Source organism: Leucobacter chromiireducens (genome assembly GCF_003917135.1).
Classification (GTDB): domain Bacteria; phylum Actinomycetota; class Actinomycetes; order Actinomycetales; family Microbacteriaceae; genus Leucobacter; species Leucobacter chromiireducens_A.
Genome location: NZ_RPDI01000005.1, coordinates 16596 through 40497, shown reverse-complemented (window position 1 = coordinate 40497; position 23902 = coordinate 16596). Strand labels below are relative to the sequence as shown.

At 69.9% G+C, this 23902-nt stretch carries 23 protein-coding genes; 20 read left to right on the top strand and 3 right to left on the bottom strand.

Annotated elements, in window-relative coordinates; genetic code table 11:
- Positions 1-32 precede the first annotated feature (32 nt).
- The 7 genes from lysA to EGM46_RS03620 all read left to right on the top strand — a co-directional run bounded on the left by lysA (position 33) and on the right by EGM46_RS03620 (position 10172).
- Positions 33-1481: a diaminopimelate decarboxylase gene (lysA, locus tag EGM46_RS03650; RefSeq protein ID WP_125098814.1), complete on the top strand. Its 1449-nt coding sequence runs from the start codon at positions 33-35 to the stop codon at positions 1479-1481.
- Positions 1478-2788, top strand: coding sequence for a homoserine dehydrogenase (locus EGM46_RS03645; protein WP_125098813.1), 1311 nt, complete (start codon positions 1478-1480; stop codon positions 2786-2788). Before lysA ends, EGM46_RS03645 begins: the two co-directional genes overlap by 4 nt.
- Positions 2785-3720, top strand: a complete 936-nt coding sequence (gene thrB, locus EGM46_RS03640) for a homoserine kinase (protein WP_125098812.1) — start codon at positions 2785-2787, stop codon at positions 3718-3720. The genes EGM46_RS03645 and thrB overlap by 4 nt, the downstream gene beginning before the upstream one ends.
- 221 nt (positions 3721-3941) lie before the next feature.
- Positions 3942-6485: a hypothetical protein gene (locus EGM46_RS03635; RefSeq protein WP_241156161.1), complete on the top strand. Its 2544-nt coding sequence runs from the start codon at positions 3942-3944 to the stop codon at positions 6483-6485.
- A gap of 145 nt (positions 6486-6630) precedes the next feature.
- Positions 6631-7704, top strand: a complete 1074-nt coding sequence (gene prfA / locus EGM46_RS03630) for a peptide chain release factor 1 (RefSeq protein ID WP_125098811.1) — start codon at positions 6631-6633, stop codon at positions 7702-7704.
- 121 nt (positions 7705-7825) lie between these two features.
- Positions 7826-8368, top strand: a complete 543-nt coding sequence (locus tag EGM46_RS03625; protein WP_125098810.1) for a GNAT family N-acetyltransferase — start codon at positions 7826-7828, stop codon at positions 8366-8368.
- Between the two features lie 412 nt (positions 8369-8780).
- On the top strand, positions 8781-10172 hold the full coding sequence (locus EGM46_RS03620; RefSeq protein ID WP_125098809.1) for an MFS transporter: 1392 nt from the start codon (positions 8781-8783) through the stop codon (positions 10170-10172).
- 18 nt (positions 10173-10190) lie between these two features.
- Here EGM46_RS03620 and EGM46_RS03615 read toward each other — a convergent pair whose 3' ends face one another.
- The 3 genes from EGM46_RS03615 to cysK form a co-directional block, all read right to left on the bottom strand.
- A complete protein-coding gene (locus tag EGM46_RS03615; RefSeq protein ID WP_125098808.1) occupies positions 10191-10733 on the bottom strand; it encodes a ClbS/DfsB family four-helix bundle protein in 543 nt (180 codons plus the stop codon).
- Between the two features lie 71 nt (positions 10734-10804).
- A complete protein-coding gene (gene epsC, locus EGM46_RS03610) occupies positions 10805-11374 on the bottom strand; it encodes a serine O-acetyltransferase EpsC (protein WP_125098807.1) in 570 nt (189 codons plus the stop codon).
- 109 nt (positions 11375-11483) lie between these two features.
- Positions 11484-12419, bottom strand: coding sequence for a cysteine synthase A (cysK, locus tag EGM46_RS03605; RefSeq protein ID WP_125098806.1), 936 nt, complete (start codon positions 12417-12419; stop codon positions 11484-11486).
- Between the two features lie 139 nt (positions 12420-12558).
- Between cysK and prmC the strand changes: the two genes are divergently transcribed.
- The 13 genes from prmC (at position 12559) to EGM46_RS03540 (ending at position 23883) form a co-directional block, all read left to right on the top strand.
- Positions 12559-13440 (top strand): peptide chain release factor N(5)-glutamine methyltransferase, encoded by an 882-nt coding sequence (prmC, locus tag EGM46_RS03600; RefSeq protein WP_125098901.1) that lies wholly within the window; start codon positions 12559-12561, stop codon positions 13438-13440.
- Positions 13441-13522: 82 nt separating this feature from the next.
- On the top strand, positions 13523-14188 hold the full coding sequence (locus EGM46_RS03595) for an L-threonylcarbamoyladenylate synthase (RefSeq protein WP_125098805.1): 666 nt from the start codon (positions 13523-13525) through the stop codon (positions 14186-14188).
- A gap of 1 nt (position 14189) precedes the next feature.
- Positions 14190-15395: an MraY family glycosyltransferase gene (locus tag EGM46_RS03590; protein WP_125098804.1), complete on the top strand. Its 1206-nt coding sequence runs from the start codon at positions 14190-14192 to the stop codon at positions 15393-15395.
- Positions 15392-15895, top strand: coding sequence for a 3-oxoacyl-ACP reductase (locus EGM46_RS03585; RefSeq protein ID WP_241156160.1), 504 nt, complete (start codon positions 15392-15394; stop codon positions 15893-15895). Before EGM46_RS03590 ends, EGM46_RS03585 begins: the two co-directional genes overlap by 4 nt.
- A gap of 221 nt (positions 15896-16116) precedes the next feature.
- A complete protein-coding gene (gene atpB / locus EGM46_RS03580; protein WP_125098803.1) occupies positions 16117-16920 on the top strand; it encodes a F0F1 ATP synthase subunit A in 804 nt (267 codons plus the stop codon).
- 52 nt (positions 16921-16972) lie between these two features.
- Complete coding sequence (atpE, locus tag EGM46_RS03575; RefSeq protein ID WP_125098802.1) at positions 16973-17197, top strand: ATP synthase F0 subunit C; 225 nt, start codon at positions 16973-16975, stop codon at positions 17195-17197.
- A gap of 36 nt (positions 17198-17233) precedes the next feature.
- Positions 17234-17779, top strand: coding sequence for a F0F1 ATP synthase subunit B (locus EGM46_RS03570; protein WP_125098801.1), 546 nt, complete (start codon positions 17234-17236; stop codon positions 17777-17779).
- The gene (locus EGM46_RS03565) at positions 17779-18555 is read left to right on the top strand and encodes a F0F1 ATP synthase subunit delta (RefSeq protein WP_125098800.1); all 777 of its coding nucleotides are present in this window, start codon (positions 17779-17781) and stop codon (positions 18553-18555) included. The genes EGM46_RS03570 and EGM46_RS03565 overlap by 1 nt, the downstream gene beginning before the upstream one ends.
- A 56-nt stretch (positions 18556-18611) precedes the next feature.
- Complete coding sequence (gene atpA, locus EGM46_RS03560; RefSeq protein ID WP_125098799.1) at positions 18612-20237, top strand: F0F1 ATP synthase subunit alpha; 1626 nt, start codon at positions 18612-18614, stop codon at positions 20235-20237.
- A 78-nt stretch (positions 20238-20315) separates the two neighbouring features.
- Positions 20316-21206, top strand: a complete 891-nt coding sequence (locus tag EGM46_RS03555; RefSeq protein WP_125098798.1) for a F0F1 ATP synthase subunit gamma — start codon at positions 20316-20318, stop codon at positions 21204-21206.
- Between the two features lie 24 nt (positions 21207-21230).
- Positions 21231-22694 carry a F0F1 ATP synthase subunit beta gene (atpD, locus tag EGM46_RS03550; RefSeq protein WP_125098797.1) on the top strand — a complete coding sequence of 488 codons (1464 nt, stop codon included), beginning with the start codon at positions 21231-21233 and terminating at the stop codon, positions 22692-22694.
- Positions 22695-22697: 3 nt separating this feature from the next.
- Positions 22698-22958 (top strand): F0F1 ATP synthase subunit epsilon, encoded by a 261-nt coding sequence (locus EGM46_RS03545; protein WP_125098796.1) that lies wholly within the window; start codon positions 22698-22700, stop codon positions 22956-22958.
- A 127-nt stretch (positions 22959-23085) separates the two neighbouring features.
- Entirely contained in the window at positions 23086-23883 is a 798-nt protein-coding gene (locus EGM46_RS03540) for a YaaA family protein (RefSeq protein WP_125098795.1), read from the top strand.
- The last annotated feature ends 19 nt before the right edge of the window (positions 23884-23902 follow it).

Sequence of the window (23902 nt, the reverse complement as noted above, 5' to 3'; positions counted from 1 at the left end):
CGACGACACGATTCACACCCCAGGAGCACACCATGACCCAGGCGACCCGCACGGACACGTCCAACGCGATCGACCCACGCGTCTTTCCACCGACCGCGCGCCGCGGCCGAGACTGCGGTGAACTCAAGCTGAACGGCCTCCGCGCCACGGCACTCACCGAGCAGTTCGGCTCCCCGCTCTACGTGGTCGACGAGGACGCGGCACGCGCACGCGCGGTCGAGGTGCGCGGCGCACTGCAGTCCGAGGCCGAGCGCATCGGCACGACGGCGACCGTCTACTACGCGACGAAGGCGTTCCTCTGTGTCGAGGTGGCGCGCTGGATGGCGGAAGAGGGGCTCGCGATCGACGTGGCGAGCGGCGGCGAGCTCGCCGTCGCGCTCGCCGCAGGCGTCGATCCCGCGCGCATCGGCTTCCACGGCAACAACAAGTCGGTGCGGGAGATCGAGCGCGCGGTGACCGCGGGGGTCGGCACGATCATCCTCGACAGCGAGTTCGAGACCGAGCGCGTGGCCCAGGCCGCGGCGCGCGCCGGGCGGCGCCAGCGCGTTCGCCTGCGCGTCAACAGCGGCGTCCACGCGTCGACGCACGATTTCCTCGCGACCTCGCACGAGGACCAGAAGTTCGGCCAGCCGCTCAGCGAGGCCCCGCGCCTCGTGCGCGACATCCTGCGCCACGACAACCTGCTCTTCGTCGGGCTGCACTGCCACATCGGATCGCAGATCTTCGCGACGGACGGTTTCCGCGAGTCCGCGCGCCGCCTCCTCGGCGCGTACCCGGAGCTCGCCGCGATCGCCGGGCGGCCGATCCCCGAGCTGAACCTCGGCGGCGGCTTCGGGATCGCGTACACGAGCGCTGCGGCTGACGAGGCGCCAGCGGTGGCTGACGTTGCGCGCGAGCTCGCCGACATCGTCGCGGAGACCGCGCGCGAGCTGGACGTTCCGCTGCCGCACCTCGCGTTCGAGCCGGGCCGCTCCGTGATCGGGCAGGCCGGGGTGACGCTCTACACGGTGGGCACCACCAAGGCTGTGCAGCTCGCGGGCAGCGACGCAGCGGCTGACCCCGCTGACCTGGGCTACGCTGAGCGCCTCTACGTGAGCGTCGACGGCGGCATGAGCGATAACGCGCGCCCCGCGCTCTACGGCGCTGACTATCAGGTGCGGATCGCGAATCGCGTGAGCGAGGCGGATCCCGCGCTCGTGCGCGTGGTCGGCAAGCACTGCGAGTCCGGCGACATCGTGGTGCAGCGCGATGAGCTCCCCGGCGACGTGCGGCCGGGCGACACGCTCGCCGTCGCCGCGACCGGCGCATACTGCTGGTCGCTCTCCAGCAACTACAACTACGTGCCGCGCCCGCCGGTGATCGCGCTGCGCGACGGTGAGGCCCGCCTCATCGTGCGCGGCGAGACCGAAGACCAGCTGCTCGCGATGAGCGTGACCAGCGACACACACGACACCCCCGATACGAACGGAGCAACTAAGTGAACGGATACCGTGACCTGCGCGTTGCGCTCCTGGGCTGCGGCTCGGTTGGCGCACAGACGGCCCGCCTGATCCTCGAGCACGGGGAGGAGCTGGCTGCGCGCATTGGGGCGCGACTGACGCTCAGCGGGATCGCGGTGCGCGATGTCCACGCGAAGCGCGACGTCGAGCTGCCGCAGGAGCTGTTCACCACCGACGCCGAACGTCTCGTGCAGGGCGCCGACATCGTGATCGAGCTGATGGGCGGCATCGAGCCGGCGAAGACGCTCATCATGCAGGCGCTGCAGGGCGGCGCGGACGTCGTGACCGCCAACAAGGCGCTCATCGCCGCGCACGGCCGCGAGCTCTCCGACGCAGCCGAGCAGGTGGGCGCGCAGCTCTCGTACGAGGCGGCCGTCGCGGCAGCGATCCCGATCCTGCGTCCGCTCCGCGAGAGCCTCGCGGGCGATCACGTGACCCGCGTGCTCGGCATCGTGAACGGCTCGACGAACTACATCCTCGATCGCATGGACCGCTTCGGCGACAGCTCGGAGGACGCGATGCGCGTCGCGAGCGAGCTCGGCTACCTCGAGGCGGATCCCACGCTCGACGTCGAGGGCTACGACGCCGCGCAGAAGGCGACGATCCTCGCGAGCATGGCCTTCCACACCGAGGTGCCGGTCGACGCCGTGCACCGCGAGGGCATCGCGAACATCACGCTCGAGCAGATCGAGGCCGCGAAGCACGCCGGCTACGTGATCAAGCTGCTCGCGATCGCGGAGCGCATCACGTCGTCCGCCGGCGTCGCCGGGGTCTCGGCGCGCGTCTACCCCGCGCTGATCCGCCGCGACCACCCGCTCGCCGCGGTGCACGGCGGCAAGAACGCCGTGTTCGTCGAGGCCGAGGCGGCCGGCGAGCTCATGTTCTACGGCGCTGGCGCAGGCGGCGCGGAGACCGCGTCCGCGGTGCTCGGAGACCTCGTCTCCGCAGCGCGCCGCCACGTGGTCGGCGGCCCTGGTATCCCGGGCTCGCTCCACGCGGAGCTGCCGCTCCTGCCCGTCGGCGAGGTGAACACCGCGTACCAGGTGATGCTCGAGGTGCACGACCAGCCCGGCGTCCTCGCGGGCATCGCGGGGATCCTCGCGGAGCACGGGGTGTCCGCGGCGAGCGTCGAGCAGACCGGCGTCGAGGGGCATGACGACCGTGCGGCGCTCGTGATCGGCACGCACGTCGCGCGCGAGGCAGACCTCGCCGCCATGGTCGACGCGCTCCGCGCCTCCGAGCTGGTGCTCGAGGTCACGAGCGTGCTGCGGCTCGAGGGCAACGCGTGAGCGGGGCAGCGCAGCGCGCCGTGCGCGTGCGCGTCCCCGCGACGAGCGCGAACCTCGGCCCCGGCTTCGACACGCTCGGGATCGCACTCGCGTACGGCGATGACCTCACCGCGGTGACGCGAGACGAGCCCGGCGCGACCGTGCACGTGAGCGGCGTCGGCGAGGGCGAGGTGCCCACCGACGCGTCGAACCTCGTGGTGCGCTCCGCCGCGCACGTCTACGAGCGGCTCGGGCGCGAGCTGCCGGGGCTCGAACTCTCCGCAACGAACCGGATCCCGCACGGCCGTGGCATGGGGTCCTCCGGCTCCGCCATCGTCGCCGGGGTGATGATCGCCGCCGGGCTGCTCGAGAGCGATCCCGACGCGCCGCTCGTGCTGAGTGAGGAGCAGCTGCTCGCGTACGCGACCGAGCTCGAGGGGCACCCGGACAACGTGGCGCCCGCGCTGTTCGGCGGGCTCACGATCGCCTGGTCCACGGAGAACGGGCCGAAGTTCAAGCGCCTGATGGTGCACCGCGGGGTCGCCCCGCTCGTGCTCGTGCCGAGCTTCACGATGTCCACCGAGCTGGCGCGTAGCCTGCAGCCGAAGCAGGTGCCGCACGAGGACGCGGTGTTCAACGTGTCCCGCTCGGCGCTGCTCATCGCGGCGCTGACGCAGAGCCCCGAACTGCTCATGGAAGCGACGCAGGATCGGCTCCACCAGGACTACCGTGGCGAGGCGATGCCCGCGACGCGCGATCTCATCCGTGAGCTGCGCGAGGCGGGGTTCCCGGCGGTCGTGTCCGGGGCCGGCCCGTCGATTCTCGTGCTCACCGGGGGACCTGCCGAGCGTCTCGCGGCGGCCGACCTCGTCACCGAGCGCCACCCCGATTGGCGCGTGCTGCTCCTCGCGGTGGACACGAAGGGTGCTACAGTGGAGTCGATCCCCGCGTAGCCGCGCTCTCGTCCTGAGTGGTGCGGATGCCCGCGGCCGAACCGGTGTCCGCCCCCACTCTCGGAGTGGGTGCTGCTCAGCGATTTTGGCCCGGTGGTGGATTGTTTTCCTCACCGTGACGCTCATGTCCGGTGATCCCGACGCACCTCGAGGTGCACCACCGCGGGGGAGCGGGCCTCTATGCTCGCGCACACCCCACGGCGTTTCCGAAAGGAAGAAACGTGGAATCCAACGTAGACGACCAGAACACCACTCCCGCAGCCGAGGAGGCCGCGGCGCCGCGGCGCCGGGCTTCGCGGCGCGTGAGCGCGGCCGCCGGCGCGACGAGCGACGCAGCCGTCACCGTGACGAGCGAGCCGGCAGCTGCCGAGGTGCCGGCCGCCGCGCCAGTCGAGGCGCCGGCCGCCGCGAGCGAGGCGCCGGCGGCAGCCGAGGCCGAGGCTGCGCCGAAGAAGCGCGCGACGCGCAGCCGCAAGAAGGTGGAGGAGGCTCCGGCCGATGCTGCTGAGGCTCCCGCAGCTGAGGCTTCCGCCGCCGAGGCCGCCGCGTCCGAGGCGGCTCCCGCCGAGGCTGAGGCTGCGCCGAAGAAGCGCGCGACGCGGAGCCGCAAGAAGGTGGAGGAGGCTCCGGCCGACGCCGCTGAGGCTCCCGCGGCTGAGGCCGCTGCGGCTCCCGCCGCCGAGGCCGCCGCGTCCGAGGCGGCTCCCGCCGAGGCTGAGGCTGCGCCGAAGAAGCGCGCGACGCGGAGCCGCAAGAAGGTGGAGGAGGCTCCGGCCGACGCCGCTGAGGCTCCCGCGGCTGAGGCCGCTGCGGCTCCCGCCGCCGAGGCCGCCGCGTCCGAGGCGGCTCCCGCCGAGGCTGAGGCTGCGCCGAAGAAGCGCGCGACGCGGAGCCGCAAGAAGGTGGAGGAGGCTCCGGCCGACGCCGCTGAGGCTCCCGCGGCTGAGGCCGCTGCGGCTCCCGCCGCCGAGGCCGCCGCGTCCGAGGCGGCTCCCGCCGAGGCTGAGGCTGCGCCGAAGAAGCGCGCGACGCGGAGCCGCAAGAAGGTGGAGGAGGCTCCGGCCGACGCCGCTGAGGCTCCCGCGGCTGAGGCCGCTGCGGCTCCCGCCGCCGAGGCCGCCGCGTCCGAGGCGGCTCCCGCCGAGGCTGAGGCTGCGCCGAAGAAGCGCGCGACGCGGAGCCGCAAGAAGGTGGAGGAGGCTCCGGCCGACGCCGCTGAGGCTCCCGCTGCGGAGGCTTCCGCGGCACCCGCTACCGAGGCCGCTGAGGCATCTGCTGCCGGCACCGCTGACGCCGCTGCCGCCGAGGGTGCGCAGGGCGACGCCGCCGAGAGCGAGAAGCCGAGCCGCAACCGCCGCGGCCGCGGCCGCGGCCAGAAGACCGACGGCGCGGAGCAGAACGACGCGGGCGAGGCGCAGGCCGACGGCGAGGACGCGGCGAAGGGCCGCGGCCAGAACCAGAACCAGAACCAGCAGGGCCAGAACCAGCAGAACCAGGGCCAGGGCCAGCAGGGCCAGGGCGGCGACCGCGGCGGCCAGGGCAAGAACGGCCCCGAGCAGGGCACCCGCTCGAGCCGCACCCGCCAGCGCGACCGCAAGCGCCGCGGCGCGGGCGACGAGCTCGAGCTGGAGATCACCGAGGACGACGTGCTGCTGCCCATCGCGGGCATCCTCGACGTGCTCGACAACTACGCCTTCGTGCGCACGAGCGGCTACCTCCCCGGAACGAGCGACGTGTACGTCTCGCTCGGCCAGGTGAAGAAGTACGGCCTCCGACGCGGCGACGCGGTGGTCGGCGCGATCCGCCAGCCGCGCGAGGGCGAGAGCGGCAGCCGCCAGAAGTACAACGCGATCGTGAAGATCGACTCCGTGAACGGGCGCTCGCTCGAGGAGAACGAGAAGCGCGTCGACGTAACCGAGCTCACCCCGGTGTACCCGGAGGCGCGCCTGCGCCTAGAGCGCGCGGGCGACGCCCTGCTCGGCCGCGCGATCGACCTCGCCGCACCGCTCGGCCACGGCCAGCGCGCGCTCGTCGTGCTGCCACCGCACGCTGACGGCACCGCGATCGTCGCGGAGCTCGCCGAGTCGGTCAGCGCGACCGCGCCGGACGCACACCTCATGGTGGTGCTCGCTGACGCACACCCCGAGGATGTCACCCACCTGGAGCGCACCGTGCGCGGCGAGGTCGTTGCTGCGACCTTCGACCGCCCGGCCGAGGATCAGGCGACCATCGCCGAGCTGGCCATCGAGCGCGCGAAGCGCATGCTCGAGCTCGGCCACGACGTGGTCGTACTGCTCGACTCGCTGAACACCTTCGCGCGTGCATACGCGCAGGCGCAGCACGCCCAGGCGCGCCCCGCGCACGACGAGATCGACGAGTTCGCGCTCGGCCAGATCAAGAAGCTGCTCGCCGCGGCGCGCAACGTGGAGAACGGCGGTTCGCTGACCCTCCTCGCCACCGTGCACCGCGGGACGAAGATCGAGGCCGACGACACACTGCTGCGCGAGGCGCGCCGCGTGGCAAACAGCGAGATCCGGATCGCGAAGACCCGCGCCGGCCTCGCCGCCGCCGTCGACATCACCGACTCGCGGACGAGCCGCACGGCGGCGATCCTGAGCGCCGACGAGGCGCGCGTGCTCGAGGTGCTCCGCGCCGCGCTGCACGACGATGACGACGCCGAGAAGAAGCTCGTCGCGCGCCTGCGCGAGACTGCGTCGAACGCCGCGCTGCTCGCAGAGATCCAGCGCACCGGGAAGCTCTCCTAGCACCCGCGCGCTCCGCGACCGATCACGGGTTCCCGTCATCCTGCGCGCGCGGAGCTGGCCGTGAGGCCCACCCAGGTGGGCCTCACGGCTCCGGCCGTTCACCGGCCGGGCGCAGGATGCGTGACTGAACTACCCCGGAGGAATCATGTTCGAACAGGTGGCGGGGCTGCTCGCTGAACACGAGCAGCTGCAGGAGGAGCTCGCCGACCCGGCGCTGCACGCCGATGCCGCGCGCGCCAAGAAGGTCAACCGGCGCTACGCCGAGCTGAGCAAGATCAAAGCAGCGCACGAGCACTGGGTGCAGCTCGGCGAAGACCTCGCCGCCGCGCGCGAGCTCGCCAAGGAGGACGAGGCGTTCGCCGAGGAGATCCCCGAGCTCGAGGACGGCCTCGCGGAGGCGCAGGAGAAGGTGCGCCGCCTGCTGATCCCGCGCGATCCGGACGATGCGCGCGACGTGATCCTCGAAATCAAGGGCGGTGAGGGCGGTGCCGAGTCGGCGCTGTTCGGCGCCGACCTGCTCCGCATGTACATGTACTACGCGGAGTCGAAGGGCTGGAAGACCGAGATCCTCGAGAAGGACGAGAGCGACCTCGGCGGCTACAAGAACGTGCAGGTGGCCATCAAGGCGAACCCCAGCGATCCCTCGCAGGGTGCCTGGGCGCACCTGAAGTACGAGGGCGGCGTGCACCGCGTGCAGCGCGTGCCCGTGACCGAGTCGCAGGGGCGCATCCACACCTCGACGACGGGCGTGCTCGTGTACCCCGAGGTGGACGAGCCGGAAGAGGTGGAGATCCACCAGAACGACCTGAAGATCGACGTGTATCGCTCCTCGGGCCCCGGCGGCCAGTCGGTCAACACGACCGACTCCGCGGTGCGCATCACGCACCTCCCCACCGGGATCGTCGTCGCCATGCAGAACGAGAAGAGCCAGCTGCAGAACCGCGAGGCCGGCATGCGCGTGCTCCGCGCCCGCATCCTCGCCCGCCAGCAGGAGGAGGCCGCCGCGGAGGCGAGCGCGCACCGCTCCAGCCAGATCCGCACGATGGATCGATCCGAGCGCATCCGCACGTACAACTTCCCCGAGAACCGGATCGCGGATCACCGCACCGGCTTCAAGGCGTACAACCTCGATCAGGTGATGAACGGCGCGCTCGACGCGGTCATCGAGTCCTGCATCCGCATGGACGAGGAGTCGCGCCTGGCCGCGCTCGGCCAGTAGAGCGTCACGAACGCGGCGCGGTTCGGCCACGCGCTCGCAGTGCACTTCGTCCGAAGTGGACTGCGGGTGCGTGGCCGAATTGGTCTGCGCCTGGTACTGATTCCCGCACTACGCTAATGCCATGACTGCTGCACCAACGCTGCCCCTTGTCGGCCCACTCGTGACCCTCCGCGCGCCGCGCGCCGACGACCAGGCGCCGCTCGTCGCGATCCTGGCCGAGCCGGAGGTGTCGGTCTGGTGGGTCGGGTACACGCCCGAGCGCGTGCAGGCCGAGTTCATCGACGACGCCGAGCATGTGCGCATCATCGAGGTGGGCGGCGAGTGCGCTGGCGCGATGTTTGTGCTGCGCGGCGCCGATGCGGAGTACCCCACCACCGTGATGCACCTCTTCATCGGCACGCGCTTCCGTGGCCGCCGCGTGGGGGAGGAGGCGCTCGCGCTCGCGATCCGTGCCGAGTTCGCCGACGGGATCACCCGCGTCACGCTCGACCCGAACGTCAACAACGACGGCGCGATCCGCGCGTACGAGCGCATGGGCTTCCAGCGCATTGGCGTGCTGCGCGACTACCAGGTGCGCCCGGGGGGTCACCTCGAGGACGCGCTCTTCCTCGACCTCACGCGCGGCGACTTCCCGGACGGCCCGCCGCTGCCCGCGCGCGCGTAGCTCGCGGCCGCCCCCTCCCTCGGGGTCCGCTCGCAGTTCCACACCAGTCCCCTCGGAGAAATCAGAATCTTCGGGGGGACTGCCGTCGTTTCCTCCGAGATCCCAGATTTCTCCGGTCGAGTGGGATGCTCCCGGCCGGAGCCCCGGAGCCCCGGAGCCCCGGAGCCACGGAGCCCCGGGCCTGCGGGGCGCGGGCAGCCGAGTGCGGAACTGGCCCGGGCGCACACGCGCTCGCGGCCCACACCTTTCTCGGAGAAATCCTGGATCTCGGAGGAAGAGACCGCGTTTCGCTCCGAGATCCCGGATTTCTCCGTCTGGTTGTGTTTCTTTCCCTGGCTCGGGGCTTGGGCCTGACACTGACTCTGGCACGGGAGCCCGGGCCCGGAGCGCGCGCAGGAGTAGCATGGGGAGCATGCGCGCCGCACGTCCACTCCTCCCCTGGGTGGTGTGGGGGATGGCGGCCCTGCTCTACGCCGTCGCCATCATCAACCGCTCCTCGCTGTCAGCGCTCGGCCCAGCAGCGCAGGACCACTTCGGCATCGACGCCACCACGCTCGCGCTGTTCCCGATGATCCAGCTCATCGTGTACGCGGGCCTCCAGATCCCCGTCGGCGTCCTCCTCGACCGCATCGGCGCAACCTCGATGCTGCTCACGGGATCCCTGCTCATGGTGGTGGGGCAGGCACTCATGGCGACGGTCGCCGATGTGCGGCTCGCGATCCTCGCGCGTGTGCTCGTCGGCGCGGGCGACGCCTGCACGTTCATCAGCGTGATGCGGATCCTCCCCGAGTGGTTCGCGCCGCGCCAGCTCCCCACCGTGAGTCAGCTCACCGGCCTCATCGGCCAGGCCGGGCAGCTCGTCTCGGTTGCGCCCCTCGCGCTGCTCGTGAGCGTCGCTGGCTGGATGACGGGCTTCCTCGGGCTCGCCGCGGTCGGCCTGCTCTCGGCGCTCCTCGCCGCGCTCGTGCTGCGCAGCCGGCCGGGGGCGGTGACCCTCGCGGAGCGCGTCACCGGGCGCACGAGCAAGCTGTCGCGCAACGCGCGCGGCCTGGGCGGGCTGCAGCAGGGCGGCGCGGCCGAAATGGCACCGCCCAGCACGGAGATGCTGCCCATCATCAAGGAACCGCGCATGCGCGGCCTGCGGTTCTGGTCGCAGGCGCGCCGCCTGCTGCGTCTGCCGGGCGTGCGCCTCGCGTACTGGGTGCACTTCACCTCCCCGTTCGCGATGAACGTGTTCCTGCTGCTGTGGGGCACCCCGTTCCTCGTCGGCGGTGTCGGCCTCTCGCAGCCGGCCGCTGGGGGACTGCTCAGCCTCACCGTGCTGTCGTCGATGTTCGCCGGGCTCGTGCTCGGCCCGATCAGCTCACGGTTCCTCGAGCGGCGCGTGTGGGTGAATCTCAGCATCGCGATCGGGATCGCTGCCGTGTGGATTGCGGTACTCCTGTGGCCGGGGACGCCGCCGATGTGGTTGCTCGTTGTGCTGCTCGTCGTGATGCCGCTCGGCGGCCCGGCGTCGATGATCGCGTTCGAAGTGGCGCGCTCGCACACGCCGCGGAGCCTCTCCGGCTTCGCCACCGGGCTCGTGAACACCGCGGGCTTCACGGCCTCGCTGCTCGTGATCCTGCTGATCGGCCTCGTGCTCGACCTGCAGGGTGCTGGATCGCCGGAGCACTACTCGCTCGGCGCGTTCCGCGTGGCGTTCGCCGTGCAGGTGCCGTTCTGGGTGCTCGGGATCACGATGGTGATCGTCGAGCAGCGCCGCACGGCGCGCTGGATGCGCGAGCACGGCCGGCGGCTGCGCTAGGCACGGCCGCCGGCCGGGTTAGCCCGCTCGGACGGCGCGCAGGTACGCGCGGAGCTTCGTGCGTGCCCAGCTGGTGTGCGCGGAGGTCGCCGACACGCAGTACGAGCCGAGCGAGGTCGTGCCCGTCCAGTCGAAGTGCCGCTTCTCGAACAGCTCGGCGTCGGAGAACCGCTCGATGAGCGCGATGACGCGCGCGTGGCTCTCCGTGAACGCCGCACGGCTCTCCGCCAGCGTCAGGTGCGCCCCGGCGTCGCGGAACGCCTCGTTCATCGGAGCGTAGTCGCGCCAGGTGGCCGGCGGCGGGAGGAACGGGCGGCGCTCGCCGGCTTCGTTCGCCGTGACCCAGTCGAGGAGGAGGTGGTGCCACGCGGTGAGGTGCACGAGCACGTCGCGCACGCAGCGGTCGCGCTGCCAGTGCGCAGCGTCACGCACCGCGCCAGGCGGGAAGACGAGCGCGCCGTTCTGTTCGCTCGGCGTCATGCCGTCGATGAGCTCGCTCAGCTCTGCGGCGCCGGCGCGCGCCGCGGTGAGGAGCGCGTCCTTCGTGGTGGGGCGTGCCACGCGTGCCTGCTTTCGTGCGGGGAGGGGGAGTGGGTCGTTGCCCAGCGTGCGGCTCGGCAGGCGAGCGCCACTCAGATGATGTAGAAGTCTGCCGTGTCCGGCTTCTCCGCGACCGGCGCGCCGCGCCGCGGCCGGCCCTGCGCTGGGATCCCGGTCAGCGTCGTCCACTCGGGGGCGGAGCGCACCACGACGGCGTTGGCGCCGACCGCGGAGTCCGCGCCGATCTCGATCGCGCCGAGCAGTTTCGCGCCAGCGCCGATCACCACGCGGTCGCCGACGGTGGGGTGGCGCTTGCCGGCGCCGTGGCCCGTGCCGCCGAGCGTGACCCCGTGGTAGATGAGCACATCGTCGCCGACACGCGCGGTCTCACCGATCACGACGCCCATGCCGTGATCGATGAAGAGGCGGCGGCCGATCGTGGCGCCCGGGTGGATCTCGATGCCGGTGAAGAACCTGATGAGCTGCGAGAGCGCGCGGGGGAGGAAGCGCATGCCGCGCGTCCAGAGCGGGTGCGACACGCGATGCCACCAGACCGCGTGGAGCCCGGAGTAGATGAAGAACACCTCGGCGCGGCCGCGCGCCGCCGGGTCGTGCGCGCGTGCGGCGTCGATGTCTTCTCGCATGCGTGACAGGACACTCACGGTTCTTGCTCCTCCGATACTGCTGCGGTGTGGCTGACGGTGGGTGCAACAACGGGCCCGGTGGCAATATGCCCGGGCCCGTTGCTGGGTGCGTCGTGCGCGATGCGCGTTAGACGGCGAGGTCCTCGTAGAGCACCGTGGAGAAGTAGCGCTCGCCGAAGTCGGGGACGACGACCACGATCTTCTTGCCGGCGTTCTCCGGGCGCTTCGCGAGCTGCGTTGCGGCCCAGACGGCCGCGCCGCCCGAGATACCTGCGAGGATGCCCTCGTCGGTGCCGAGCGCGCGCGCCGTGGTGATGGAGTCGGCGAGCGCGACGTCGATCACCTCGTCGTACACCTCGCGGTTGAGGATCTCGGGAACGAAGTTCGCGCCGAGCCCCTGGATCTTGTGCGGGCCGGCGGTGCCCTCGGTGAGCAGGGGCGAGTCGATGGGCTCGACGGCGACAACCTGCACGCCGGGGTTCTGCTCCTTGAGGAAGCCGCCAGCGCCGGTGATCGTGCCGCCGGTGCCGATGCCGGCGACGAAGATGTCGACGGCGCCGTCGGTGTCGGCCCAGATCTCGGGGCCCGTGGTGGCGCGGTGGATCGCGGGGTTGGCCGGGTTGCCGAACTGGTTGGCGAGGATCGCGCCTGGCGTCTGCGCAACGATCTCCTCGGCCTTCGCGACCGCGCCCTTCATGCCGAGGGGGCCCTCGGTGAGCACGATCTCCGCGCCGTAGGCTGCGAGCAGCTTGCGGCGCTCGACGCTCATCGTCTCGGGCATCGTGAGGATCACCTTGTAGCCGCGCGCTGCGCCGACGAACGCGAGCGCGATGCCGGTGTTGCCGCTCGTTCCCTCGACGATCGTGCCGCCGGGCTGCAGCGCGCCCGACTGCTCCGCGGCGTCGATGATCGCGATGCCGATGCGGTCCTTCACGGAGCCGGCGGGGTTGTAGAACTCGAGCTTCGCGTAGACCTCGGCGTCAGCGTTTTCGGTGACGCGGTTGAGGCGCACGAGCGGGGTGTTGCCAAACGCCTGGGTGATGTTGTCGTGAATCCGTGCCATGACTTGTTGGACCTCCGGGATATCGAGTGCGGCAAATGAAAACTATAGCTCCACCTTATTGGAGAAGTATCTGCGAGTTATAGCCTGTGACGCCGCGTGACTCCGTGCGACGCCGGTGTGGCAGGGTTGAGGCGTGCATCTGCAGGAGAACACCCCCATTGCCGCCGCCCTCGCCGAGATCCGCGCCGCGCTCGAGTCCGCCGGCATCGAGGACCCTGCGGTGGACGCCGAGCTGATCCTCGGCCACGTGCTCGGCGTCTCGCGCGGGCGCGTGCAGGCGCTTGCCGTGCTGGGGGAGCGCCTCTCGGCGCCGCAGGCCGAGCGGGCAGCGCAGCTCGCCGAGGATCGCGCGAGCCGCGTCCCACTGCAGCACCTCACCGGGCGCGCGCCGTTCCGCGCGATCGAGCTCGCCGTCGGGCCCGGCGTCTTCGTGCCGCGCCCGGAAACGGAGACCGTCGCGCAGTTCGCCATCGACGCGTTGCAGCTCGCTCCGACGGCCGAGCCCATCGCGGTCGACCTCTGCACGGGCAGCGGCGCGATCGCGCTGTCGCTCGCGCACGAGGTGCCGAGCGCGCGCGTGTGGGCGCTCGAGAAGAGCCGGGACGCGCACGCGTGGGCGACGCGCAACGTCGCGGAGTGGGGCGATGGGCGGGTCGAGCTCGTGCAGGGCGACGTCGCCGAGCTCGCGCGCATCCCCGCGTTCGCGGCGCTCGCCGGCCGCGTGCACGTGCTCATCTCGAACCCGCCGTACGTGCCGGCCGACATGGTGCCGCGCGACCCCGAGGTGCGCGACCACGATCCCGAGCTCGCGCTCTACGGCGGGGACGATGGCCTCGACATCGTGCGCGTGATCAGTCGGGAGGCGCGCGCGCTCGTCATGCAGGGCGGGCTCCTCGTCCTCGAGCACGCCGAGCTCCAGGGCGCGGCCATTCGTGCGCTCCTCGCCGCGGACGGGTGGCGCGCGGCGGCAACGCACCAGGACCTCTCCGGCAGGGATCGCACCACCACCGCGCTCCGGTGAGCGCGCGCGGGCGACACCGCATCGCGCGGATCGCCAGCGCGCGGCCCCGGCGCACAGGGGCACAGGAGTAGAATCGGGCGCTATGTCCGAGGTCTTCGATTGCTCCGATCCGTCCCAGCTGCTCAGCGGCACGCGCACCGCGCGGCGTGCCATCGGGCAGGGGGGACTCGTCGTGCTCCCCACCGACACGGTGTACGGCGTCGCGGCCGACGCGTTCTCGCCCGAAGCGGTGCAGCGGCTGCTCGACGCGAAGGGGCGCGGTCGGCAGTCGCCGCCGCCGGTGCTGATCCCGAACACGGGAACGCTCGCGGCGCTCGCCGCTGAGGTGAGCGAGCCGCTCACCGCGCTCGCCGAGGCGTTCTGGCCGGGGCCGCTCACGATCGTGACGCACGCGAACCCCTCTCTCAGCTGGGATCTCGGCGAAACGCGCGGCACCGTCGCGCTGCGCATCCCGAATCACCCGCTCGCACTCGAGCTGCTGCAGGAGACCGGCCCGCTCGCCGTCTCCTCGGCGAACAAGACCGGTGAGCCGGCCGCGCGCACCGCTGCGGCAGCGCAGGAGATGCTCGGCGACAGCGTTGAGGTGTACCTGGAGGCCGGCGAGGCCGACGGCGATGGGGTCGCATCGACCATCATCGACGCGACGCAGCTCACCGCAGACGGCGGGTCGATCCGGATCCTGCGTGCCGGTGGCGTCACCCGCGAGGCGCTGGCCGAGCTCCTGCCCATGGTCACCGTCGAGGAGTAGCGTGCTGCCCTACCTCGTGGTCGTCGCGGTCGCGGCGCTCGTCACCGGCGCAGCGTCGTACGCGGTGCTGCGGCTGAGCCGACGCTTCCGGCTCGCGCCGCCGGTGCGCGCGCGCGACGTGCACCGCACCCCGACCCCGCGGCTCGGGGGAGTGGCGATGTTCGTCGGCGTGCTCGCGGCCTTCGCGCTCGCGAGCACGCAGCGCGAGTTCCACTCCCTGTTCAGCGGCGGCACGAAGATGTGGGCGCTCATCGGAGCCTGCGCGATCATCGCCCTGGTCGGGGTGCTCGACGATCTGCTCGACCTCGACTGGATGATCAAGCTCGCCGCCCAGCTCGCCGCGGCCGGGCTCCTGGCGTGGAACGGGGTGCAGATCGTCTCGCTGCCGTTCGGGGACGCGCTGATCGTCGGCTCGCCAGCGGTGAACTTCGCGCTGACGGTGTTCCTCATGACGCTCGTGATGAACGCGGTGAACTTCGTCGACGGGCTCGATGGGCTCGTCGCGGGCGTCGCGCTCATCGCCAACGCGCTCTTCTTCCTCTACACCCGCATCCTCAACGAGCAGACCGGGCGCGTCGACTCGGTGACGCTCGCGAGCCTCATCGCGGCCGTGCTCGTCGGCATCTGCGTCGGGTTCCTCCCGTTCAACTGGCACCGCGCGAAGATGTTCATGGGGGACACGGGCGCGCTGCTCGTCGGCCTGCTCATGGCCACCTCGACGGTCTCGGTGACGGGCCAGCTCAACCCGGCGTCGCTTGACGTCACCCTCGTGCTCGCGAGCTACATCCCGATCCTGCTCCCGGTCGCGGTGCTCGTGCTGCCGCTCGCCGACTTCACGCTCGCCGTCGTGCGGCGCATGAAGGCCGGCAAGAGCCCGTTCGAGGCCGATCGGCTCCACCTGCACCATCGCCTGCTCGACATGGGGCACTCTCCGGTGCAGGCCGTCTGCATCTTCTACCTCGGCACGGCGGTGCTCTCGGTCACCCTGCTGCTCGCGTTCACGATGCAGACCCTGCTCGTCCCCACGATCGTGCTCGTGCTCGGCACCGCGGCGTGCGCGCTGCTGCTGTTCTTCCCAGCGAGCCGGGTGCGCGCGCTCCTCGCTCAGCGCGGCTTGGTACCGTTGTTCCGGCGGGGGACTCCCGCTGACGCCCCGGACGCGGCAGCCGCGACCGGAGGCCCGCACAACGAAAGGACCTCCGAGTGAGCACTCCCGCGCAGCCCGAATCGCCGCGGACGCCCAGCACCCCTGAGAGCGGCCAGCGCGCCGCCGAGGAGTACCCCATGCCGGCCTCCCAGCCGATGCTGCTGCGCGGCGTGCGCTGGGGCATCATCACCACCGTCGTCGCGATGGCCGCGTTCGCCGGGATCGGCGCGGCGGTGAGCGGGGGACGCGGGCTCGCAGGCGGGCTCATCGGCGCGGCGATCGGCGGCGTGCTGCTGCTGATCACGGTGGGCAGCATCGCTTTCGCGAACCGATTCGTCGCGAGCCCCATGTACCTGCAGATCTTCTTCGGGATCGTGCTCGGTGCGTGGGTCGTGAAGCTCATCGGCTTCGTGGTCGCGGCGCTCCTGCTGCGCGATCAGCCCTGGCTCGATCCCAAGCTGCTCTTCATCGCGCTCGTCGCGACCGTGCTCGCGTCGATCGTGATCGACGTGATTATCGTCGCCCGCGCGCGCGTGCCGTACGTGGCGGAGGCCCCGTAGGGGGTCCCCGTGGCAAAAAGTCCAAAATTTCACACAAATTCCTGCCGCCAGGCCGTCCCTCAAGTTTCGCTCGGGGTGAAATGTTGTTAGGATAAATTCGTTCCCTGCCGGGCTGCGGTGCTGATCTGAGTGCCCGCTGGCGCCGGGGGCACGACCATCGTTCGAAGCCGTGCGGCTCAGCCGCACCCCGAATCAGGAGAATGGCGCTGTTCGCTAACGCTATGCACCTCGTTGCCCCCGGACTCGTCCGCACTGAAGAGGGCGGCTTCCACGGCCCTACCCTCGCCGATTTCTTCCCGCCGGCGGTGCTCTTCGAGGGCACTCCGTTCGAGATGAACCGCATCATGATCATCCGCGTGATCATGGTGCTCGTCCTCCTGCTGCTGTTCTGGCTCGGCACGCGCAACCTGCGTGTCATCCCGGGCCGCGCGCAGGGCGTGCTCGAGTTCGCGCTCGACTTCGTGCGCAAGAACGTGATCGAGGAGCAGCTCGGAGTCAAGGAGGGCCGCCGCTTCGCGCCCCTGCTGATGACGATCTTCTTCCTCGTCTTCGCGTTCAACATCACGGGCGTGATCCCCGGCTTCAACATCGCGGCCTCTTCGGTGGTGGGCTTCCCGATCTTCATGGCAGTGGTCGCATACATCGCGTTCATCTATGCCGGTCTCAAGAAGCACCCGGGCAAGTTCCTGAAGAACTCCCTCTTCCCGGCGGGCGTCCCCAAGGTCATGTACCTCCTCGTCACCCCGGTCGAGTTCCTCTCGACCTTCGTGATGCGCCCGGTTACGCTCGCGCTGCGACTCCTCATGAACATGCTCGTCGGTCACATGATCCTCGTGCTGCTCTTCGCCGCGACGAACTTCTTCGTCACCCAGGCCGGCGGGCTCTTCCCGCTGCTCGGTGCCGGCACCTTCGCCTTCGGCTTCGCGTTCACGCTCTTCGAGGTGTTCGTGTCGGGCCTGCAGGCGTACGTCTTTACTCTGCTCACCGCTCTGTACATCCAGCTCGCGCTGGCCGAAGAGCACTAAAACCTCTGGGTTCGGCAACCGCCGCGCTCTTATACGGAAGGAAACACATACTGTGTCTGTTCTCGCTGAAATCTCGGGCAACATTGCAACCGTCGGCTACGGCCTCGCAGCCATCGGCCCGGCCATCGGTGTGGCCATCGTCGTCGGCAAGACCATTGAGAGCACCGCTCGCCAGCCCGAGCTGGCCGGCAAGCTCCAGGGCATGATGTGGATCGGTATCGCCTTCACCGAGATGCTCGCGCTCATCGGTGTTGCGACGTACTTCATCTTCAGCTAAACGTCCACCTTTCCCTAGTCTCGAAAGGGAGGCACGATGAATTCCGCAGTGCAGATCGCTGCAGAGAGCGCGCCGAACCCGCTGCTCCCAGCGACGTATGACATCGTCTGGTCGGCGATTGCGTTTATCATCATCCTCATCGCGTTCTGGAAGGTCTTCCTTCCCAAGGTGCAGGTCATGCTTGACGCTCGCGCCGAAGCGATTGAGGGCAACATCGCCAAGGCCGACGAGGCTCAGGCGAAGGCTGAGGCGGCGCTGCAGGAGTACACCGCGCAGCTCGCGAGCGCCCGTCAGGAAGCCGGCGAGATCCGAGAGGCCGCCCGCGCGGATGCCTCGAAGATCGTTGCCAAGGCGCAGGATGACGCGACCGCCGAGCAGGCACGCATCACCCACGCAGCACAGGTGCAGATCGAAGCGGAGCGCCAGAGCGCTGTTGTTTCGCTCCGCAAGGATGTCGGATCGCTCGCGATCGACCTCGCCTCGAGCGTGGTCGGCGAGTCCCTCACCGACGATCAGAAGGCGTCCGCTCTCGTGGACCGTTTCCTCGCTGATCTCGAAGCATCCGAGAAGGCGGCTCAGTAATGGGCAGCGCGTCACGCGAAGCACTGGCTCAGGCTCGGACCGCGATCACTGGGCGTCTCGCTCAGAGCGCCGGCTCCGAGCTGCTGCAGGCCGCAAGCCGGCTCGCTGAGAACCCGGCACTCGCCGCGGCCCTCGGCGACGCCGCTGCACCGGCCGAGGCGAAGGCCCAGGTCGTTGAGCGGCTCTTCGGCGGGTTCTCCGCGGGCGCGCGCTCGGTGCTGTCCGCAGCCGCCCAGGGCCGCTGGTCGAACGTCGACGAGTTCGTCGAGGGTGTTGAGGAGCTCGGCCTGCGCGCCGAGAGCGTCTCCAACGCCGAGCTGTCCGACGAGCTGCTCGCGGTCGCCGACCTCGTGTCGAGCAACCACGAGCTGCAGCTCAGCCTCGGCAGCAAGCTCGCCGATCCGGCCGGCAAGGTCGCGCTCGTGCAGAGCCTGCTGACCGGCAGGGTGTCGGCGCCGTCCACCCAGGTGGTCAGCTACCTCGTCGCGAACTCGCGCGGGCGTCGCCTCGACACGCTGCTCCGCACCGGCGCGCGCGTCGCTGCTGACCAGGCTGGCTCCGAGCTCGCCACCGTGACCGTCGCCGCCCCGCTCTCCGCGGAGCAGCAGACGCGTCTCGCACGTGCGCTCGAGCAGACCGCAGGCCGTCCGGTGAAGATCACCACCGTGGTCGACCCCGCCCTCGTCGGCGGCATCCGGATCCAGATCGCCGACGACATCATCGACGGCAGCGTTCGCGCTCGCCTCGAGGATCTGCGTCAGCAGCTCGCAGCCTAGAGCACCTACTTTTTACCCCCGGGGGCGGCGCTTCCGGAACAGACAGAGGAAACGAAATGGCAGAACTCTCCATCAGCCCGGACGAGATCCGGAATGCGCTGAAAGACTTCGCAGCGTCGTACGAACCGACCCAGGCGGGCAAGACCGAGGTCGGCACCGTTGTGGACGCCGCTGACGGTATCGCACACGTCGCGGGCCTCCCCGGCGTGATGGCGAACGAGCTGGTCCGCTTCGCGGACGGCACCCTGGGCCTCGCCCAGAACCTCGAGGAAGACGAGATCGGCGTCGTGGTGCTCGGTGAGTTCACCGACATCGCAGAGGGCCAGCCCGTCACCCGCACGGGCGAGGTGCTCTCGGTTCCCGTCGGTGAGGGCTACCTCGGCCGCGTGGTCGACCCGCTCGGCAACCCGATCGATGGTCTCGGCGAGATCGCAGCGGTCGAGGGCCGCCGCGCGCTCGAGCTCCAGGCACCCGGCGTCATGCAGCGTAAGTCGGTGCACGAGCCGCTGCAGACCGGCATCAAGGCGATCGACGCGATGATCCCCGTTGGCCGTGGCCAGCGTCAGCTCATCATCGGCGACCGCCAGACCGGTAAGACCGCCATCGCGATCGACACGATCATCAACCAGAAGGCCAACTGGGAGTCGGGCGACAAGACGAAGCAGGTTCGCTGCATCTACGTCGCGATCGGCCAGAAGGGCTCGACCATCGCTTCGGTGAAGGGCGCGCTCGAGGAGGCCGGCGCGATGGAGTACACCACCATCGTCGCGTCGCCGGCTTCGGATCCCGCCGGCTTCAAGTACCTCGCACCGTACACCGGCTCGGCGATCGGCCAGCACTGGATGTACGACGGCAAGCACGTCCTCATCATCTTTGATGATCTGTCGAAGCAGGCCGAGGCCTACCGTGCCGTGTCGCTGCTCCTCCGTCGTCCGCCGGGGCGCGAGGCGTACCCCGGCGACGTATTCTACCTGCACTCCCGCCTGCTGGAGCGTTGCGCGAAGCTCTCCGACGAGCTCGGCGCGGGTTCGATGACCGGTCTCCCGATCATCGAGACGAAGGCCAACGACGTCTCGGCGTACATTCCGACCAACGTGATCTCGATCACCGACGGCCAGATCTTCCTCCAGTCGGATCTGTTCAACGCGAACCAGCGCCCCGCGGTCGACGTGGGTATCTCGGTCTCGCGAGTCGGCGGCGACGCGCAGGTCAAGTCGATCAAGAAGGTGTCGGGCACCCTGAAGCTCGAGCTCGCGCAGTACCGCGCACTCGAGGCCTTCGCGATGTTCGCTTCGGATCTCGACGCGGCAAGCCGCAAGCAGCTCGAGCGTGGCGCACGCCTCACCGAGCTCCTCAAGCAGCCGCAGTACACCCCGTACCCGGTCGAGGAGCAGACGGTCTCGATCTGGGCTGGCACCAAGGGCTTCCTCGATGAGGTTCCCGTTGAGGACATCCTCCGCTTCGAGCGCGAGTTCCTCGACTACCTTGGCCGCAACTCGGAGGCGCTCGCGACGCTTCGCTCGACCAACGTGCTCGACGACGACACCGTCGCTGAGATCACCACGCAGATCGAGAAGTTCAAGAGCGAGTTCCGCACCTCTGCAGGAAAGACCCTGAACGAGCAGTTCGAGCAGCTCGACGAGGCCGAGATCAAGCAGGAGCAGCTGGTCGTCAAGAAGTAGTGCGCTGTCCGGTGGGGGCTCCCAGCCCCCACCGGCACCACCGCTTGATCAGTAAGCCCCGACCACTACAGGAGAGACATGGGAGCGCAACTTCGGGTCTACCGGCAGAAAATTCGTTCTGCCCAGACGACCAAGAAGATCACCCGTGCGATGGAGCTGATCGCAGCCTCTCGCATTCAGAAGGCGAAGGCACGTGTCGAAGCTTCGACGCCCTACGCCACCGCGATCACCCGCGCCGTTTCGGCCGTTGCGACGCACTCGGACACCGATCACCCGCTGCTCACCGAGGCCGAAACGGTCGAGCGCGCAGCAGTGGTCATCTTCACCTCTGACCGCGGCCTCGCTGGCGCGTTCAACTCGCAGGTGCTGCGCGAGGCCGAGGAGCTCTCCGAGCTGCTCCGTGCCGAGGGCAAGGACGTCGTCTACTACCTCATCGGCCGCAAGGCGCAGGGGTACTTCGCGTTCCGACGTCGCGCGTCGGAGCGGATCTGGGCCGGCGACACCGAGAACCCCACCTTCGAGACCGCGAAGGAGGTCTCCGAGGCGCTCCTCGAGGTCTTCGGTCGCGAGGCCTCCGAGGGCGGCGCTCAGGAGCTGCACCTGGTGTACAACCGCTTCGTGAGCATGGTCAGCCAGGTCCCCGAGGTGCACCGACTCCTGCCGCTGCAGGTGGTTGAGGGCGTCGCGGAGCCGACGGCGGAGCCCGCACCGCTGTACGAGTTCGAGCCCGAGCCCGATCTCGTGCTGGAGCAGTTGCTTCCCGCCTATATCGAGTCGCGCATCTTCAACGCGATGCTCGAGTCGGCCGCCGCGAAGCACGCAGCGACCCAGAAGGCGATGAAGTCGGCAAGCGACAACGCCGACACGCTGATCCGCGACTACACCCGCCTCGCGAACAACGCTCGCCAGGCCGAAATCACCCAGCAGATTTCCGAGATCGTCGGCGGCGCTGACGCGCTGTCAAGCTAATCTGAAGCACGAAGAGAGAGAATCATGACCGAATCCGCCGCTGTGGCGACTGAGGCTGCCGCACAGGTCATCGGGCGCATTGCCCGCGTGACCGGCCCCGTCGTCGACATCGAGTTCCCGCACGACGCGATCCCCGCTGTCTACAACGCGCTCCAGACCACCGTCGACTTCGGTGACGGCCAGGAGCCCCTGAAGCTCGTCCTCGAGGTTGCGCAGCACCTCGGCGACAACCTGGTTCGCGCCATCGCCCTGAAGCCCACCGACGGTCTCGTCCGTGGCCAGGAGGTCTTCGACACCGGTGAGTCGATCACCGTTCCCGTCGGCGACATCACCAAGGGCAAGGTGTTCAACGTCACCGGTGATGTGCTCAACCTCCCCGAGGGCGAGACCATCGAGGTCACCGAGCGCTGGAGCATCCACCGCACCCCGCCGGCCTTCGACCAGCTCGAGTCGAAGACGCAGCTCTTCGAGACCGGCATCAAGTCGATCGACCTCCTCACCCCCTACGTGCAGGGCGGCAAGATCGGTCTGTTCGGTGGCGCAGGCGTCGGCAAGACCGTCCTCATCCAGGAGATGATCCAGCGTGTTGCGCAGGATCACGGTGGTGTGTCGGTGTTCGCTGGTGTCGGCGAGCGCACCCGTGAGGGCAACGACCTCATCCACGAGATGGACGAGGCCGGCGTCTTCGACAAGACCGCGCTCGTGTTCGGCCAGATGGACGAGCCGCCGGGGACCCGTCTCCGCGTCGCGCTCTCGGCTCTCACCATGGCTGAGTACTTCCGCGATGTGCAGAAGCAGGACGTCCTCCTCTTCATCGACAACATCTTCCGCTTCACGCAGGCCGGTTCCGAGGTCTCGACGCTGCTCGGCCGCATGCCCTCCGCTGTGGGCTACCAGCCGAACCTCGCCGACGAGATGGGCATCCTCCAGGAGCGCATCACCTCGACCCGCGGTCACTCGATCACCTCGCTGCAGGCGATCTACGTCCCCGCGGACGACTACACCGACCCGGCTCCCGCGACCACGTTCGCACACCTCGACGCCACCACCGAGCTCTCGCGTGAGATCGCGTCGAAGGGCCTGTACCCGGCGATCGATCCGCTGACCTCGTCCAGCCGCATCATGGACCCCCGCTACTTGGGCGCCGACCACTACCGCGTCGCGACCACGGTCAAGCAGATCCTCCAGAAGAACAAGGAGCTCCAGGAGATCATCGCGATCCTGGGTGTCGACGAGCTCTCCGAAGAGGACAAGATCACGGTATCGCGCGCACGTCGCATCCAGCAGTTCCTCTCGCAGAACACCTACATGGCGAAGAAGTTCACCGGTGTCGAGGGCTCCACGGTTCCCCTCAAGGAGACCATCGAGTCGTTCGACGCCATCGCCAAGGGCGAGTTCGACCACGTTGCCGAGCAGGCGTTCTTCAACGTCGGCGCGATCAGCGACGTCGAGGAGAAGTGGGCTCAGATGCAGAAGGACATGGCCTAAGCCATGGCTTCGCTGAACGTGAGTGTCGTCTCGGCCGACCGCGAGGTCTGGACGGGCGAAGCCTCCCAGGTCGTCGCACGGACGGTCGAGGGCGAGATCGGCATTCTCGCGGGCCACGAGCCGCTCCTGGCACTGCTGGGCGCCGGCGAGGTCCGCGTGACCACCGGCTCCGGTGAGAAGGTGACGGTCGACGCGGAGGGCGGGTTCCTCTCCGTTGATCACGACACCGTGACCATCGTTGCTGGCAAGGCGACGCTCGCCTAGCGAGCCGCCGCACACGAGTTCGAGGCCGGCGGCCACCCTGCGGGGTGAGCCGACCGGCCTCGAGCCGTTTTCGCGGTCACCGGGTCCGGCACTCGGTGACGCACGCCCCACACCCCGAAAGGCTCCCGTGCTGATCCTGCTCCCACCGTCCGAGACGAAGCGCCAGGGCGGCGCCGGGACCTTCGCGCCCGAGCGACTGCGCCACCACGACGCGCTGGGGGAGGCGCGCGCCTCCGTGCGCACCGCGCTCGAGCAGCTCAGCGAGGATCCCGTCGCGGCGGCGAAGGCGCTGAAGCTCGGCGTGAAGAACGGCGCGGAGCGCGAGCACAACCTCGTGTTGCGCGACAGCGGCGTGCTCCCCGCGATCGAGCGATACACCGGCGTGCTGTACGACGCGCTCGACGCGGAGTCGCTCGACGCCTCGGCTCGCGACTGGCTCGACGCGCACGTCGCCGTCCAGTCGGCGCTCTTCGGCCTGATCGGCGCGGGCGAGGAGATCCCCGCGTACCGGCTCTCCGCAGGCTCACGGCTGCCGCAGCTCGGGGCGCCGCTCAAGCGCGTTTGGGGGCGCGCGCACGCGGTGCTGCCGTGGGAGGACGCCGGCCTGGTGCTCGACCTCCGTTCCAAGGACTACGCGGCCCTCGCGCCCGTTCCCGCAGGTCGCGGCTGGTTCCTGCACGTCGCGCAGCGCGGTGAGGACGGTGCCGTGCGCGCGCTCAACCACTTCAATAAGGCCGCGAAGGGCGACCTCGTGCGGCGGCTGGCCCGATCCGGCGCAGCGTTTTCTGAGGTCGCGGAGGTGCTCGACTGGGCCAGCTCCGTCGACCTGGAGCTCACCGCCGACCCGACCGCTCGGGAACTCACCCTGATCACCGAGCTGGGCGCGTCAGGGGCGGCGTCGGCGCGGGCCGCTCGGGCGCGGTAGGATACTCGGGTGCTCACGA